This is a genomic window from Streptomyces sp. HUAS YS2 (assembly GCF_033343995.1).
Taxonomy (GTDB): Bacteria; Actinomycetota; Actinomycetes; order Streptomycetales; family Streptomycetaceae; genus Streptomyces; species Streptomyces solicathayae.
Genome location: NZ_CP137573.1, coordinates 1,766,761 through 1,780,722 on the forward strand (window position 1 = coordinate 1,766,761; position 13,962 = coordinate 1,780,722).

Annotated in this window: 11 protein-coding genes; 4 read left to right on the forward strand and 7 right to left on the reverse strand. The window is 72.9% G+C overall.

The window, feature by feature from the left end:
* Positions 1-41 precede the first annotated feature (41 nt).
* From R2D22_RS08080 to R2D22_RS08100, 5 genes are all read right to left on the reverse strand, one after another.
* On the reverse strand, positions 42-1,178 hold the full coding sequence (locus R2D22_RS08080) for an XdhC family protein (protein ID WP_318102232.1): 1,137 nt from the start codon (positions 1,176-1,178) through the stop codon (positions 42-44).
* A 41-nt stretch (positions 1,179-1,219) separates the two neighbouring features.
* Positions 1,220-2,695, reverse strand: a complete 1,476-nt coding sequence (locus R2D22_RS08085) for an NCS2 family permease (protein WP_318102233.1) — start codon at positions 2,693-2,695, stop codon at positions 1,220-1,222.
* A gap of 290 nt (positions 2,696-2,985) precedes the next feature.
* Positions 2,986-5,385 (reverse strand): xanthine dehydrogenase subunit D, encoded by a 2,400-nt coding sequence (gene pucD / locus R2D22_RS08090; protein WP_318102234.1) that lies wholly within the window; start codon positions 5,383-5,385, stop codon positions 2,986-2,988.
* Positions 5,386-5,387: 2 nt separating this feature from the next.
* Positions 5,388-5,993, reverse strand: coding sequence for a (2Fe-2S)-binding protein (locus R2D22_RS08095; RefSeq protein ID WP_318102235.1), 606 nt, complete (start codon positions 5,991-5,993; stop codon positions 5,388-5,390).
* Positions 5,994-5,995: 2 nt separating this feature from the next.
* Entirely contained in the window at positions 5,996-6,886 is an 891-nt protein-coding gene (locus tag R2D22_RS08100) for an FAD binding domain-containing protein (RefSeq protein WP_318102237.1), read from the reverse strand.
* A 300-nt stretch (positions 6,887-7,186) separates the two neighbouring features.
* Here R2D22_RS08100 and R2D22_RS08105 point away from each other — a divergent pair, with 300 nt between their 5' ends.
* The 3 genes from R2D22_RS08105 (at position 7,187) to R2D22_RS08115 (ending at position 10,497) form a co-directional block, all read left to right on the forward strand.
* Positions 7,187-8,881, forward strand: a complete 1,695-nt coding sequence (locus R2D22_RS08105) for a PucR family transcriptional regulator (protein ID WP_318102238.1) — start codon at positions 7,187-7,189, stop codon at positions 8,879-8,881.
* Between the two features lie 221 nt (positions 8,882-9,102).
* Positions 9,103-9,891, forward strand: coding sequence for a hypothetical protein (locus tag R2D22_RS08110; RefSeq protein ID WP_318102239.1), 789 nt, complete (start codon positions 9,103-9,105; stop codon positions 9,889-9,891).
* 288 nt (positions 9,892-10,179) lie between these two features.
* The gene (locus R2D22_RS08115; RefSeq protein ID WP_318102241.1) at positions 10,180-10,497 is read left to right on the forward strand and encodes a protein-tyrosine phosphatase family protein; all 318 of its coding nucleotides are present in this window, start codon (positions 10,180-10,182) and stop codon (positions 10,495-10,497) included.
* 14 nt (positions 10,498-10,511) lie between these two features.
* Here R2D22_RS08115 and R2D22_RS08120 read toward each other — a convergent pair whose 3' ends face one another.
* Complete coding sequence (locus tag R2D22_RS08120) at positions 10,512-12,068, reverse strand: hypothetical protein (RefSeq protein WP_318102243.1); 1,557 nt, start codon at positions 12,066-12,068, stop codon at positions 10,512-10,514.
* Between the two features lie 8 nt (positions 12,069-12,076).
* Positions 12,077-12,889 (reverse strand): GntR family transcriptional regulator, encoded by an 813-nt coding sequence (locus R2D22_RS08125; protein WP_318102244.1) that lies wholly within the window; start codon positions 12,887-12,889, stop codon positions 12,077-12,079.
* Between the two features lie 149 nt (positions 12,890-13,038).
* On the opposite strand from R2D22_RS08125, the gene R2D22_RS08130 reads away from it, so the two are divergent.
* Positions 13,039-13,887, forward strand: a complete 849-nt coding sequence (locus R2D22_RS08130) for a (2Fe-2S)-binding protein (protein ID WP_318102245.1) — start codon at positions 13,039-13,041, stop codon at positions 13,885-13,887.
* Positions 13,888-13,962 lie beyond the last annotated feature (75 nt).

Consider the following 13,962-nt stretch of genomic DNA (forward strand, 5'->3'; position numbering starts at 1 on the left):
CACCGCACGCTCCGCCGAAGGGAGGACGCGGGAAGGGGCCGCTACGCGACCGAACCGATCCGGCCGGCCGGCGGGCGGGGGCCGTCGTGGTGGATCGGGGTGTGGGCGCCGGTCAGGGAGACTCCGCTGCCGCCGCGCCGGTTGGCGACGATCTCCGCGCCGATGGACAGCGCGGTCTCCTCGGGGGTGCGGGCGCCCAGGTCGAGGCCTATCGGGGAGCGCAGCCGGGCGATCTCGAGTTCGCCCACGCCGACCTCGCGCAGTCGCCTGTTGCGGTCCTCGTGGGTACGGCGGGAGCCCATCGCGCCGACGTAGGCGACGGGAAGTCTCAGGGCCACTTCGAGCAGCGGGATGTCGAACTTGGCGTCGTGCGTGAGGACACAGAGGACTGTACGGCCGTCGACCTCGGTCGACTCCAGGTAGCGGTGCGGCCACTCGACGACGATCTCGTCCGCGTCGGGGAAGCGGGCCGGGGTCGCGAAGACCGGGCGGGCGTCGCACACGGTCACGCGGTAGCCGAGGAACTTGCCGACCCGGACCAGCGCGGACGCGAAGTCGATGGCGCCGAAGACGATCATGCGGGGGGCCGGGACGGAGGACTCGACCAGCAGGGTCAGCGGCTGCCCGCACCGGCTGCCGTCCTCGCCGATGGTCACCGTGCCGGTGCGGCCGGCGTCCAGCAGGGCCCGGGCCTCGGCGGCCGCGGTTCGGTCCAGCTCGGGGTGGCCGCCGAGGACACCCTCGTACGAGCCGTCCGGCCGGACGAGCAGCGCGGTGCCGCGCAGCTCCGCCGGGCCGTCCACGACGCGGGCCAGCGCCGCCTCCTCACCGGAGGCGGCGGCCGCGAGCGCGGCGGGGAAGACCCCGCCGCGGACCGGGGTGACGAGGATGTCGATGATGCCGCCGCAGGTCAGACCGACCGCGAAGGCGTCCTCGTCGCTGTAGCCGAACTGCTCGACGACGGTCTCGCCGTCCTCCAGCGCCTGTTGGCACAGCTCGTAGACGGCGCCCTCCACACACCCGCCGGAGACCGAGCCGATCGCCGTGCCATCGCTGTCGACGGCGAGCGCGGCGCCGGGCTGCCGGGGCGCGCTCCCGCCGACCGCCACGACGGTGGCGACGGCGAAGTCACGTCCCTGCTCGACCCACCGGTGCAGCTCTTCGGCGATGTCCAGCATCTCGGTCTCCTTGGGGTGTGGGGAGGGCGACGGTACGGCGTCTAGCCGACGCCGAGCCAGCTCTCGATCGGGTGGATCGCGAAGTACACGAGGAAGATCGCGGTCAGGCCCCACATGAAGGCTCCGACCTCCCGTGCCTTGCCCTGCGCCGTCTTGATGACGGCGTAGGAGATGACGCCGGCCGCGACACCGGTGGTGATGGTGTACGTGAAGGGCATCAGGACCACGGTGAGGAACACCGGGATGGCGACGGAGCGGTCGCTCCAGTCGACGTGCTTGGCGTTCTGCATCATCATCGCGCCGATGACGACCAGGGCCGCGGAGGCGACCTCGGCGGGCACGATCGCGGTGAGCGGGGTGAAGAAGAGGCAGAGGGCGAAGAATCCGCCGGTGACGACAGAGGCGAGGCCCGTACGGGCTCCCTCGCCCACGCCGGTCGCGGACTCGACGAAGACCGTCTGGCCGGAGGCGCCGCCGGCGCCGCCGAGGATGCCGCCCGCGCCGTCGATGAACAGGGCCTTGGACAGGCCGGGCATGCGACCCTTGTCGTCGGCGAGCTTGGCCTCGGTGCCGACACCCAGGATGGTGGCCATGGCGTCGAAGAAGCCGGCCAGCACCAGGGTGAAGACGATCATGGTGATCGTGATGTAGCCGACGTCGCCCCAGCCGCTGAACGAGACATCGCCGATGAGCGAGAAGTCGGGGGCGGAGACCGCGCTGCCGTGCAGCTCGGGGGCTCCGGCGAACCAGGCGCCGGCGCCCTTCGCCGGGATGTCGGCGACCGCGTTGATGATCGCGGCGACGACGGTGCCGACGACGATGCCGATGAGGATGGCGCCGGGGACGTTGCGGGCCTGCAGCGCGAAGATGAGCAGCAGGGTGAGGGCGAAGAGCAGGACGGGCCAGCCCTGGAGTTCGCCGAGCGGCCCGAGGGTCACGGGACCGCCGCCGGGCGAGGGGTTCTCGTGCACGAAGCCGGCCTTGACGAAGCCGATGATCGCGATGAAGAGACCGATACCGATGGTGATCGCGTGCTTCAGGGCGAGCGGGATGGCATTCATGATCATCTCGCGCAGGCCGGTGACGACCAGGAGACAGATCACGGCGCCGTACGCCACGGACATGCCCATGGCCTGCGGCCAGGTCATCAGCGGGACGACCTGCGAGGCCATCACGCCGGATACGCTGAGGCCGGCCGCGAGGGCGAGCGGGACCTTGCCCCAGAAGCCCATCAGCAGGGTGGTCGCGGCGGCGCACAGCGCGGTCGCGGTGATCAGAGCGGGCTGGCTGAGGCTGTTGCCGGCCACGTCCTTGCCGCCGAGGATCAGGGGGTTGAGCAGGAGGATGTACGCCATCGCCATGAAGGTGGTGATGCCGCCGCGCACCTCCGTCGCGACGGTCGATCCTCTTTCGGAGATGTGAAAGTACCGGTCGAGCCAAGAACGGCCGGCGGGAACGTTCGAGCCGGAGCCCGCGTCCTCCGCGGCGGTCTTGGGCTCCACTGACGACTGGGTCATGGGGCCTACTCCCAAGGTTCAAAGGGGCACCCGCATCAGACTTCGCACTGACTATCTGATCTATGAAGCTGCGGGATTTGGGATATTTCGTTGGCTGCACGACCCGGGGGACGGCCCGAGACGAACGGGTGAGACGGGGTACTGCGAGTACTGCCGTTACTGCTGTTCATACGGGGGTGTTGCAGTTCCTGCTGGTGTTGCTGGTGGTGCAGGAGTTGCTCCGGACGGTGCGGGCGGTGGAAGTGTGACGTTCCCGGGAGGCACGCACCGTCCGGAGAGCTTCGGGGGCTCTACAGGGTGCCGGTGAGCGCCTCGGGGCGGACCGGCGTCTTGTTGAGCTCCAGACCCGTCGCCGCCCGGATCGCCGCGAGGACGGCCGGGGTGGACGAGAGGGTCGGGGCCTCGCCGATACCGCGCACGCCGTACGGCGCGTTCGGGTCGGCCAGCTCGAGGTAGTCGACCGGGATGGTCGGGGTGTCGAGGATCGTCGGGATCAGGTAGTCCGTGAAGGAGGGGTTGCGCACCTTCGCGGTCTTCGGGTCGACGATGATCTCCTCCATGACCGCGACGCCCAGGCCCTGGGTGGTGCCACCCTGGATCTGGCCGACCACGGACAGCGGGTTGACCGCCTTGCCGACGTCCTGGGCGCAGGCCAGCTCGATCACCTTCACGAGGCCGAGCTCCGTGTCCACCTCCACCACCGCGCGGTGTGCGGCGAAGGCGTACTGGACGTGGCCGTCGCCCTGGCCGGTGACGAGGTCGAAGGCCTGGGTGGGGCGGTGCCGCCACTCCTCCTCGATCTCCACGACCTCGTTCTCGAGGACGTCGGCGATGGAGGCGAGGGCCTCGCCGCCGTCGGTGACGACCTTGCCGCCCTCCAGGAGGAGTTCGGCGTTGGCCCAGGCCGGGTGGTACGAGCCGAACTTGCGCCGGCCGATCTCCAGGACCTTCTCGCGGACGAGCTCGCAGGAGTTCTTGATGGCGCCGCCGGTCATGTACGTCTGGCGGCCCGCGGAGGTCGAACCGGCCGAGCCCACCTGCGTGTCCGCGGGGTGGATGGTGACCTGCTGGACACCGAGCTCGGTACGGGCGATCTGCGCGTGGATCGTGACGCCGCCCTGGCCGACCTCCGCCATCGCGGTGTGGACCGTGGCGACGGCCTCACCGTTGATGACCTCGATGCGGATCTTGGCGGTCGAGTAGTCGTCGAAGCCCTCGGAGAAGCCGACGTTCTTGATGCCGACGGCGTAGCCGACGCCCCGCACCACACCCTCGCCGTGCGAGGTGTTGGAGAGGCCGCCCGGCAGCGCGCGGACGTCCGCGCCCTCGCCGGCGGTCTCCCACTGGCGCTCCGGCGGCATCGGGCGGGCCTTGACCCGGCGCAGCAGCTCGGCGACCGGGGCCGGCGAGTCCACGACCTGGCCGGTCGGCATGATCGTGCCCTGCTCCATGGCGTTGAGCTGGCGCAGCTCCACCGGGTCCATGCCCAGCTTGGCCGCGAGCTTGTCCATCTGAGCCTCGTAGGCGAAGCAGGCCTGGACCGCGCCGAAGCCGCGCATGGCGCCGCAGGGCGGGTTGTTGGTGTAGAGGCCGATCGCCTCGATCTCGACGTCGTCGATGACGTACGGGCCGACCGAGAGGGAGGAGGCGTTGCCGACGACCGAGGCCGTGGACGACGCGTACGCGCCGCCGTCGAGCACGATCTTGCACTTCATGTGCGTGAGCTTGCCGTCCTTGGTGGCCCCGTGCTCGTAGTAGAGCTTCGCCGGGTGCCGGTGGACGTGCCCGAAGAAGGACTCGTACCGGTTGTAGACCATCTTGACCGGCTTGCCGGTACGCAGCGCGAGGATGGAGGCGAGGATCTGCATGGAGATGTCCTCGCGGCCGCCGAAGGCGCCGCCGACACCGGCCATGGTCATCCGGACCTTCTCCTCGGGCAGGCCGAGGCAGGGGGCGATCTGCTTGAGGTCCGAGTGCAGCCACTGGGTGGCGACGTACAGGTCGACGCCGCCGTCCTCGGCCGGTACGGCGAGGCCGGACTCCGGGCCGAGGAAGGCCTGGTCCTGCATGCCGAAGGTGTACTCGCCCTTGACGATGACGTCGGCGCGCTCGGCGGCCTCGTCGGCGTTGCCGCGGATGATCGGCTGGCGGTGCACGATGTTCGGGTGCGGCACGTGGCCGGAGTGGTGGTCGTCGCGGTTCTCGTGGACCAGGATCGCGTCCGGAGCGAGGGCCGAGGCCTCGTCCGTGATGACCGGGAGCTCCCGGTACTCGACCTTGATCTTCGCGGCGGCGCGGCGGGCGGTCTCCGGGTGGTCGGCGGCCACGAGGGCGACCGGCTCACCGTGGTGACGGACCTTGCCGTAGGCGAGGACCGGGGTGTCCTGGAACTCCATGCCGTAGTTCTTCGCGGCCGGCAGGTCCTCGTGGGTCAGCACGGCGTAGACGCCGTCCATCGTGAGGGCCTCGGTGGTGTCGATGGACACGATCTCGGCGTGCGCGACGGTGGAGCGCAGGATCTGGCCCCACAGCATGTCCTCGTGCCACATGTCCGAGGAGTAGGCGAACTCGCCGGTGACCTTGAGGGTGCCGTCCGGGCGGAGCGTGGACTCGCCGATGCCGCCCTTGACGTGGTTCTGCGTGACGTCGGTGGGCGTGCCCACCGGAGCCGTACGGGTGTTCTGAGCCATCGTCAGACCGCCTCTCCCTGACGCTCCTGGCGAGCGGCCGCGAGGCGGACCGCGTCGAGGATCTTCTCGTAACCGGTGCAGCGGCAGAGGTTGCCGGAGAGCGCCTCGCGGATGTCCGCGTCCGTCGGGGACGGGTTGCGCTCCAGCATCTCGTCGGCCGCGACGAGCAGACCGGGGGTGCAGAAACCGCACTGGACGGCGCCGGCGTCGATGAACGCCTGCTGGATCGGGCTCAGCTCGATGCCCTCACCCGTCTGCGAGTCCTGGGCGGGCTTGGCCTGCCACCGCTTGGCCTCGTCGAGGCCGGTGCCGCAGCCGCCGGTGCCGCAGGCGCCGCCCGGGTGGGCGTCCTCGCGGTGCTGGGCGTAGTCGGCCAGACCCTCGACGGTGACGACCTCGCGGCCCTCGGCCTGGCCGGCGGCGACCAGACACGAACAGACCGGCACGCCGTCCAGACGGACCGTGCAGGAACCGCACTCGCCCTGCTCGCAGGCGTTCTTGGAACCGGGCAGGCCCATGCGCTCACGCAGAACGTAGAGCAGGGACTCGCCCTCCCAGACGTCGTCGGCTTCCTGCGGACGACCGTTGACCGTGAAATTGACGCGCATGGTTATGCAGCTCCCTCAAGCGTGCGGCCGGTGCCGCGGTACTGCTCCCAGGTCCAGCCGAGCTGGCGGCGGGCCATGATGCCGACGGCGTGGCGGCGGTACTTGGCGGTGCCTCGGACGTCGTCGATCGGGTTGGCGGCGCCCGAGCACAGGTCGGCGAACTGCTTCGCGATCGACGGGGTGATGATCTTGCCGCTCTCCCAGAAGCCGCCCTCTTCCAGAGCCGCGTTCAGGAAGGCCTCGGCCTCCTTGGCGCGGATCGGGGTGGGCGCCGCCGAGCCGATACCGGTGCGCACGGTGCGGGTCTCCGGGTGGAGCGCCAGGCCGAAGGCGCAGACCGCGATGACCATCGCGTTGCGCGTGCCGACCTTCGAGTACTGCTGCGGGCCGTCCGCCTTCTTGACGTGGACGGTCTTGATCAGCTCGTCGGGCTGCAGCGCGTTGCGCTTCACGCCCGTGTAGAACTCGTCGATCGGGATGAACCGGCTGCCGCGCACCGACTCGACCTCGACCTCGGCGCCCGCCGCGAGGAGCGCGGGGTGGGCGTCACCGGCCGGGGAGGCGGTGCCCAGGTTGCCGCCGACGCCGCCGCGGTTGCGGATCTGCGGCGAGGCGACCGTGTGGGAGGCGAGAGCCAGACCGGGCAGCTCGGCGCGCAGGTGCTCCATGATCTGCGTGTACGGAACGGACGCGCCGAGGCGGACGTTCTCCTCCCCGACCTCCCACTCGCGCAGCAGCTCGATACGGTTCAGGTCCAGGAGGTACTCGGGACGCCGGTGGTCGAAGTTGATCTCGACCATGACGTCGGTACCGCCCGCAATGGGCACGGCGGTGGGGTGCTCAGCCTTGGCGGCGAGCGCCTCCTCCCAGGTGGCGGGGCGAAGGAAGTCCATGGTGGCTCTCTTCTTGTGCTTCTAGTGATCGGGGGTCGATCGGGCCCGGGGGGACGGCCGGCCCTCGACGTGTATTCATGTGCTGTTAACGCGGTGTGTGGCCTAGTACACAAGGCGGACTCGCCCCTGTGCAGTAACCGAAGACATGAAGGAGTTGGCTGGTGTCCGGTCCCGTCTTGTAGATTCGAACGAAAGGCGGAGCTCATTCACCTCGCGGTTTCCCCCCGGAAACACGAGTACCCGGCAACCGCCCACAACGAGACACCTTCAGACCACAGACGAGAGAACGGCGGCGACGAGATGCGGCTGCGCGCACTGCTGGAAACCGACGCGCTGGGGCTGCGCCTGCTCGGCGGCGAGGAAGAGCTCGACCGCACGGTCCGTGGCGTGATGACGACGGACCTGAAGGACCCCAGCCGCTACCTCTCGGGCGGCGAGCTGGTGCTCACCGGCCTCGCCTGGCTCCGGGAGCCGGCCGACGCGGAGCCGTTCGTCCGGATCCTTTCGGCGGCCGGTGTGGCCGGTCTCGCGGCCGGCGAGGCCGAGCTCGGCGACATTCCCGACGATCTGGTGGCGGCGTGTTCGCGCCACCGGCTGCCGCTGTTCGCGGTGAACGAATCCGTTGCGTTCGCAACTATCACGGAGCACGTTGTTCGACAGGTCTCCGGTGAGCGAGCGGGCGACCTCGCCGCGGTCGTCGACCGGCACCGGCGTCTGATGACGTCCGGCCCGGCGGGCGGCGGCCCGGAGGCCGTCCTCGACCTGCTCGGCTCCGACCTCGACCTCCGGGCCTGGGTACTCTCCCCCACCGGCCGCCAGATCGCCGGTGCGGGCGAGCCCCTGGAGGGCTCCCTCGGCGCGGCCCTGGCCGGCGAGCACCTGGCCGCCACACGCATCGGGCGGCGCGGCCCGCACCGGGTCTCCCTGAGCGGATCCACGTACTCCCTGTTCCCGATCCGGAACGTCGGGCGCGGCACGGCACCGGCCTCGCGGGACGTCCGGGAGACGGTCCTGTCGGACTGGCTGCTGGCCGTCGACGCGGACGCCGGAGACTGGCCGGCCGCCCGGCTCGACCTGCTCCAGGGCGTCACCCAGCTGATCGCGGTCGAGCGCGACCGGCGGGACGCGGCCCGCACCGTACGGCGCCGGCTGGCGCAGGAGGTGCTGGAGCTGGTGCAGACCGGGGCCGCGCCGGCCGAGATCGCGGCGCGCCTGCGGGTCGCCGCTCCGGTGCTGCTGCCCGGGCTCGGCACGGCTCCGCACTGGCAGGTCGTCGTGGCCCGCGTGGAGTGGGACCAGGAGGGCGGGACGGGCCAGCCGCTCGAGTCCGGTCCGGTGGCCCAGGCTCTGCTGGAGGAGATCCTCGTCGATCCGGCGGCGTCCGGAGCGGACTCCGCCGACCGCATCGCCGTCGCGCACACGGGCGACGAGGCGGTCGCGCTGGTGCCGCTGGCGGCGGCGCCGCTGCCGGACAGCGAGGACGAGACGGCGACGGCGCTCGGCCTGCACGCGGACGCGCTGCTCGCGGCCGTCCGCGAGCCGCTCTCCGCCGGGCTCGCCGACGACGGCCGGCTCACCCTGGGCGTCTCGGCCGCCGTGCACTCCGCGGAGGGCCTGCGCGGCGCCCTGGAGGAGGCCCGGCACGCCCGCCGCGTCGCGGCCGCCCGCCCGGGTCGGGTCTGCGCGGCCGGCCACCACGAGCTGGCCTCGCACGTCCTGCTGCTCCCGTTCGTCCCGGACGACGTCCGGCGCGCCTTCACGGCCCGCCTGCTCGACCCGCTGCGCGACTACGACCGCCGCCACCGCGCGGAGCTCATCCCCACCCTGGAGGCGTTCCTCGACTGCGACGGCTCCTGGACCCGCTGCGCGACGCGTCTGCACCTGCACGTGAACACGCTGCGGTACCGGGTGGGCCGCATCGAACAGCTGACGGGCCGCGACCTGTCCCGCCTGGAGGACAAGCTGGACTTCTTCCTGGCCCTGCGCATGTCGTAGGAGGAGGGTCGGGGACCGCCAACTCTCCCGGGCGGTCCCCGAGTACGGGGCATTCCAAGATCGCACCCATCGGTAATTCATGTTCGATTACCGGTAATCGCCCGGGGATTGTGAATTCATTCACCAAACCTCTTGGCCGGGCGCGCCCGTTCATGCTGAGATTCGATCTGACCCAACAGCTCAATGGCGCGCTCGGGGAGGGCAATGTGGCGGACACCGCCATGTCTGGTTCCGGAACAACGGGTGGCGAAGATCCGTCCCTCGCCTACGGCAAGGAGACTCCGGTGCAGACCGCCATATGGCGACTGCGCTCCCGCGGCTGCTGGTCCGACGCGGCCGCCCTGCTCACACCGCACGCGACCGATCCGGCCGCGGCGCTCCAGCGTGCCGCGCTGCTGATCGAGCGCTGCCTGTACACCGAGAAGGGCTGGGCGGAGGCCGAGGAGGCGCTGCGCGCGGCCGAGGCGGTGGCGCACGACGACGAGGAGCGCGGGGCGGCGGCCTGCGAACGCGGCTATCTCGCCTACGCCTCAACGCTGTTGGGGGTCCGCGACCGGGCCGACGAGGCGCGGGCGGCGCTGGGCCGGGCGGCCGCGCTGATCGGTCCTTCGGCGCAGGGGCGGCCGCTGCTCGACTTCCGGCGCGGGCTGATCGCCCAGAACCTCGGGGACTCGCCCCAGGCGGCGCGCGCCGCGTACCGCAGGGCGCACGCGGGCGCGACGGCCCAGGACGACCTGCTGCTGCTGTCCTTCACCTGGCGCCATCTCGCCGGACTGGCCCTGCGCGACGGCGAGTTGGCGGAGGCCCGGCACGGATTCGCCGAGTCGCTGCGGATCCGGGAGGAGCTGGGGTATCTGGTGGGTACGGCCCCGGCACTGGCCTCGCTCGCGGACACCGAGACGGAGCCGGAGGCGGGGCGGCTGCGGGCGGAGGCCCGCCGGCTGTTCCGGCTCCTCGGCGGGGTACCGACCTGGCTCGCGGGGCAGTTGACGGCCCGTCCGGCGGTCTGACGACGCGCGCGGACGTCCGGCGGCCCGGTAGGGTCCGACGGCGCGTCCGCGCGGAGCCGTGGCTTCGGCGCGGCTCGGGGGGAGGGAAAGCAGATGGTCAGCGAGAAACGACCGGGTGGGGACGTACCCGAACCGGGTGCTCCGTGGAGCGAGATCATTCCGGGACTGTGGATGGGGGGCCACTTCTGGGACGACGGTTCGGGAATTCCCCGGCCGGCGATCGCGAAGGGTGAATTCGCGCTGGTCGTGAGTCTGTTCACTCGTTCGGGTCATGGTCCGGACCCGGACGTGGAACATCTCGTCCACGAAATTCCCGATCTTCCGCTGACGTTCGAACAGCTCGGAGCGGTGCGCGAGGCGGCCACCCGGACGGCGGCCGCCGTCCGGGACGGGCGGCCCACCCTCGTCCGCTGCTTCGCCGGCTACAACCGCTCCGGCCTGGTCACCGCGCAGGCGCTGATGGACCTCGGGCTCGACGCCGAGGAGGCCGTCGCGCTGATCCGGCGCCGCCGCTCACCGTGGGCGCTGCACAACGAGGTCTTCGTCCAGTACCTGGAGACCGGCCTCGACGTCGCCCAGCTCCTGACCGGACTCGACGCGTCCTAGAGGCGGGGCGGGCCTCAGGCCGGGCGGAGCAGGGTCAGGGACTCGTCCGTGCCGACGACGGCCGTGCCGTCGGCGGTGAGGGCGAGGGAACGGACCGGAGGGCCGGGGCGGAACCGCAGCGGCTCCGGGCCGGGGCCGCCGGACCGGTACAGCTCGACCAGGCCGTCCGCCCAGGCGACCAGCAGGTTCGGCCCGTCCGCGCCGGGGGCGGCGGCCAGCGCGACCACCGCGCAGTCGCGCTCCGCCACGGGGGCCGGGCGCGGGGTGCAGCCGGGCGTCCAGGTGCGGACCGCGCCGTCCGCGCCACCGCTGCACGCCATCGGGACCGGCTCGTCGACCGAGGCGAGCGCGGTGACCCGGCCCGCGTGCAGCGCGGCCTGGTGCACGCCCTCGGTGCCGAAGACGTGCACCGAGCCCATCCGGTCGCCGACCAGCAGCGGCCCCGCCGCGGCGGCGAACGCGGAGCCGGGGTGCTGGGCGAGGGTGTCCGCAACGGCCCGGGTGAGCCGGTTCCCGGGGCCCCGCTCGGTGCGCAGCCGCCCCCGCTCGTCCAGCAGGAGCAGCGTGCCGTCGCCGAGCGCGGCGAGAGACCGGGGGCGTACGGAGGTGGCGGCCGGCTCGCCGGCCGGAGTGGCGTCGGCGGCGTGCAGCGGGTGGACGGTGCCCAGGTCGTCGGCGAGCAGCAGCCGGCCGCCGGGGGTGATGGTCAGTGCGGCGGCGGGACCCGGCCAGGGCGGGGTGCGGTCGCCCTTGACCCGCGACGCGACGAGCCGCCAGGGCCCGTCGCCCGCGAGGTCGGTCAGCGCGGCCCGGAGCCCTGCGTCGGCTTCCTCGCCGAGCGCGGTGAGCAGCGTGAACGCCCTTACGGCCACGGGCACTTCGCGCGTCACGGCCTGCCCGGCCCGCACCCAGGCCCGCCCCAGACCGCCGTGCGCGGCGCCGTCGCGGTCGTACCCCACGGTGACCCGCTTCGGGTCGGCGGCGCAGACGGCGTACGGGTCGTCGAGGTCGAGCGGAGGGAGCGGGGCGGGCGGGGGCGGCGGGGGGAGCGCGGGCGCCTCGGGCTCGACGGCGGCGGGTGCGGGCGCGGGTTCGGTGGCGGCGGGTACGGGCTCCGTGGCGGCGGGCGGCTCCGGCTCGTCCGTGAGGGACGTGAAGTCGTCGTCGTCCGGCCAGTGCGCCTCCTCCAGCTCCTCCAGGAGAACGGCCGGGCCCTGGGAGAGCCGGGCGGTCAGCGGCGCAGGGGACTCCACGAGGAGGCGGAGGCAGCCGAGGTCGGCGAGCGCGAGGACCAGCTCCGCGAGGCCCTTGGGGTCCTCGGCGTCGGCCAGGCCCGGCAGGGCGAGGACGCGGCGGCGGCCGTCCGCGAGCAGCGCCGACAGCAGCTCGCCCGGGGTGCGGGCCGCGACGCCGAGCGTGTTGGCGAGCGCCCACACCGCGCCGGGGACGCCGTGGCCCGCCAGGGACAGCCAGGTCACACCGGGCAGCGTCACCGCCGGCAGCGCGGGGACCAGGCAGAGCCGCGGCGCGCGCGGGTCGGCGAGCCAGGCACGCAGGAGAGCCTCGGGCACGTGGGTCGTCAGCCTTCCGATCCGGTGAAGTGCTCCCGTACGAGTGAGCGCACGACGGGCAGGTCCTGGGCGATCAGCGCGTCGAGCAGGGCGCTGTGCTCGGCCGCGTCGGCGACGAGGTCGGCGTGCCGGGCGACGGGCGCGCTGGTCAGCGGCCACTGGGAGCGGCGGTGCAGGTCGTCGGCGACCGCGACCAGCTGGGTGTTGCCGGCCAGCGACAGGACGGCGCGGTGGAAGGCCCGGTCGGCCTCCGCGTAGCGCGCCCGGTCGCCGCGCGCCGCGGCCGCCCCGGTCGCCTCGGCCAGCGGCCGCAGCTCGTGCCAGCGCTCGACCGGGACGGTGCGGGCCAGCTCCAGCATCACGGGCACCTCGATCAGCGCCCGGACCGCGGCGAGCTCGGCGAGCTCGCGCGGGGTGCGGACGGTGACCCGGAAGCCGCGGTTCGGCACCACCTCGACGGCGCCCTCCAGGGCGAGCTGCTGCATCGCCTCGCGCACGGGGGTGGCGGAGACCCCGAAGCGCTCGCCGAGCGCCGGGGCGGAGTAGACCTCGCCGGGCAGCAGCTCGCCGCCGACGAGGGCGGTGCGCAGGGCGTCGAGGATCTGGCCGCGTACGGAGTGCCGGCGCACCACGCGCGGGGCGGGCGGCTCGCTGTGCGTGTGCTCCCCGCGGGCCTGCTCGGGGCCGGGGGTCCGGTCCGTGACCCGGGCCTGCTCGGGGACGCGTGCGGCGCCGCCGTACGCGGCGTCGCCGAACGGGACGCCGCCGGAAGCGGCGTACGGCTGGTCCGCTGCCCGCTCGCGCGCTGTGCCCTGCTCCACCCGGGTCCTCCTGCGGCCTCGTGCCGAGCCCGGCTCGCGATACCGGGTTCCCCTGTGCACCATAGGCGGACAGGCATGGAGTTCAAACATCGAACGCCTCGGGTAAGGTAAGGCTAACCTGCCAACGATCGCGATTCGGTGGTCCCTGCATGACCGTCTCCGCTGTGCTCCCCGCCGTCCCCGCCTCGCCCGTCGCCGCCTCGTACGCGCGGCTGTCCGAGGCTTTCCCCGGCCTGCGGATACGGGAGCTGGGACCCACCGAGCCCGCCCCGCGCGGCGCCGGCTGGGTCGGCGCGGACGAGCTCGCGGCCGGCGGCCCCGCCCTCGACGCCTTCCTCGCCTGGGACGACGCGCAGGTGCTGCGCGACTACGGCCGCCAGGCCCGGCCGGACGTGGTCGCGAGCTTCGGACTGCACCGGTACGCCTGGCCCGCCTGCCTCCTGGTGACGATGCCCTGGTTCCTGCACCGCAGGGTCCCCCGCATCCCCGTCGGACAGGTGGCCTTCCAGCGGGCGCTCGGCCTGATGACCGTACGGATCACCGAGTTCGCCTGCCTGCCCGGCGACCCGGCGGCGGCGCTGCCCGGCGCCAGGGTCGTACCGGACGAGGAGGCGCTGCGGGCCGAGCTCCGCGACTCGCTCGCCGAGCACTTCGGGCCGGTTCTGGAGGGCTTCGGGCCGCGGATGCGGCGCGGCCGGCGGGCCCTGTGGGGCATGGCGACCGACGAGATCGTCGAGGGCCTCTGGTACGTCGGGTCCCTGCTGGGCGAGGAGCCCCGGGCGATGGCGGAGCTGGAGCTGCTGCTGCCGGGGACGGCGAAGCCGTACGTCGGCGCCGCGGGCTTCCGCGAGCTGGCGGGGCCGGACGGGGCGGTGCTGCCTACCCGGGACCGGGCCAGCTGCTGCCTCTTCTACACCCTGCGTCCCGAGGACACCTGTGTGACCTGTCCGCGCACCTGCGACGCCGAGCGGCTGCGCCGGCTGACCACCGCGGCCTGACCGATCCACGGCCCGTCCCTTGCGGCCGTCTGCCGGTTCATGCCACCCGTACAGGTGGCATGAATCGAACACAAC

Excerpts from the sequence above, each read along its gene's own strand:
- R2D22_RS08110 (WP_318102239.1), top strand. The coding sequence starts at position 9,103 with ATGTCTGGTTCCGGAACAACGGGTGGCGAAGATCCGTCCCTCGCCTAC.
- R2D22_RS08085 (WP_318102233.1), bottom strand. The coding sequence starts at position 2,695 with ATGACCCAGTCGTCAGTGGAGCCCAAGACCGCCGCGGAGGACGCGGGC.
- R2D22_RS08100 (WP_318102237.1), bottom strand. The coding sequence starts at position 6,886 with ATGGACTTCCTTCGCCCCGCCACCTGGGAGGAGGCGCTCGCCGCCAAG.
- R2D22_RS08105 (WP_318102238.1), top strand. The coding sequence starts at position 7,187 with ATGCGGCTGCGCGCACTGCTGGAAACCGACGCGCTGGGGCTGCGCCTG.
- R2D22_RS08080 (WP_318102232.1), bottom strand. The coding sequence starts at position 1,178 with ATGCTGGACATCGCCGAAGAGCTGCACCGGTGGGTCGAGCAGGGACGT.
- R2D22_RS08095 (WP_318102235.1), bottom strand. The coding sequence starts at position 5,993 with ATGCGCGTCAATTTCACGGTCAACGGTCGTCCGCAGGAAGCCGACGAC.
- pucD (WP_318102234.1), bottom strand. The coding sequence starts at position 5,385 with ATGGCTCAGAACACCCGTACGGCTCCGGTGGGCACGCCCACCGACGTC.
- R2D22_RS08130 (WP_318102245.1), top strand. The coding sequence starts at position 13,039 with ATGACCGTCTCCGCTGTGCTCCCCGCCGTCCCCGCCTCGCCCGTCGCC.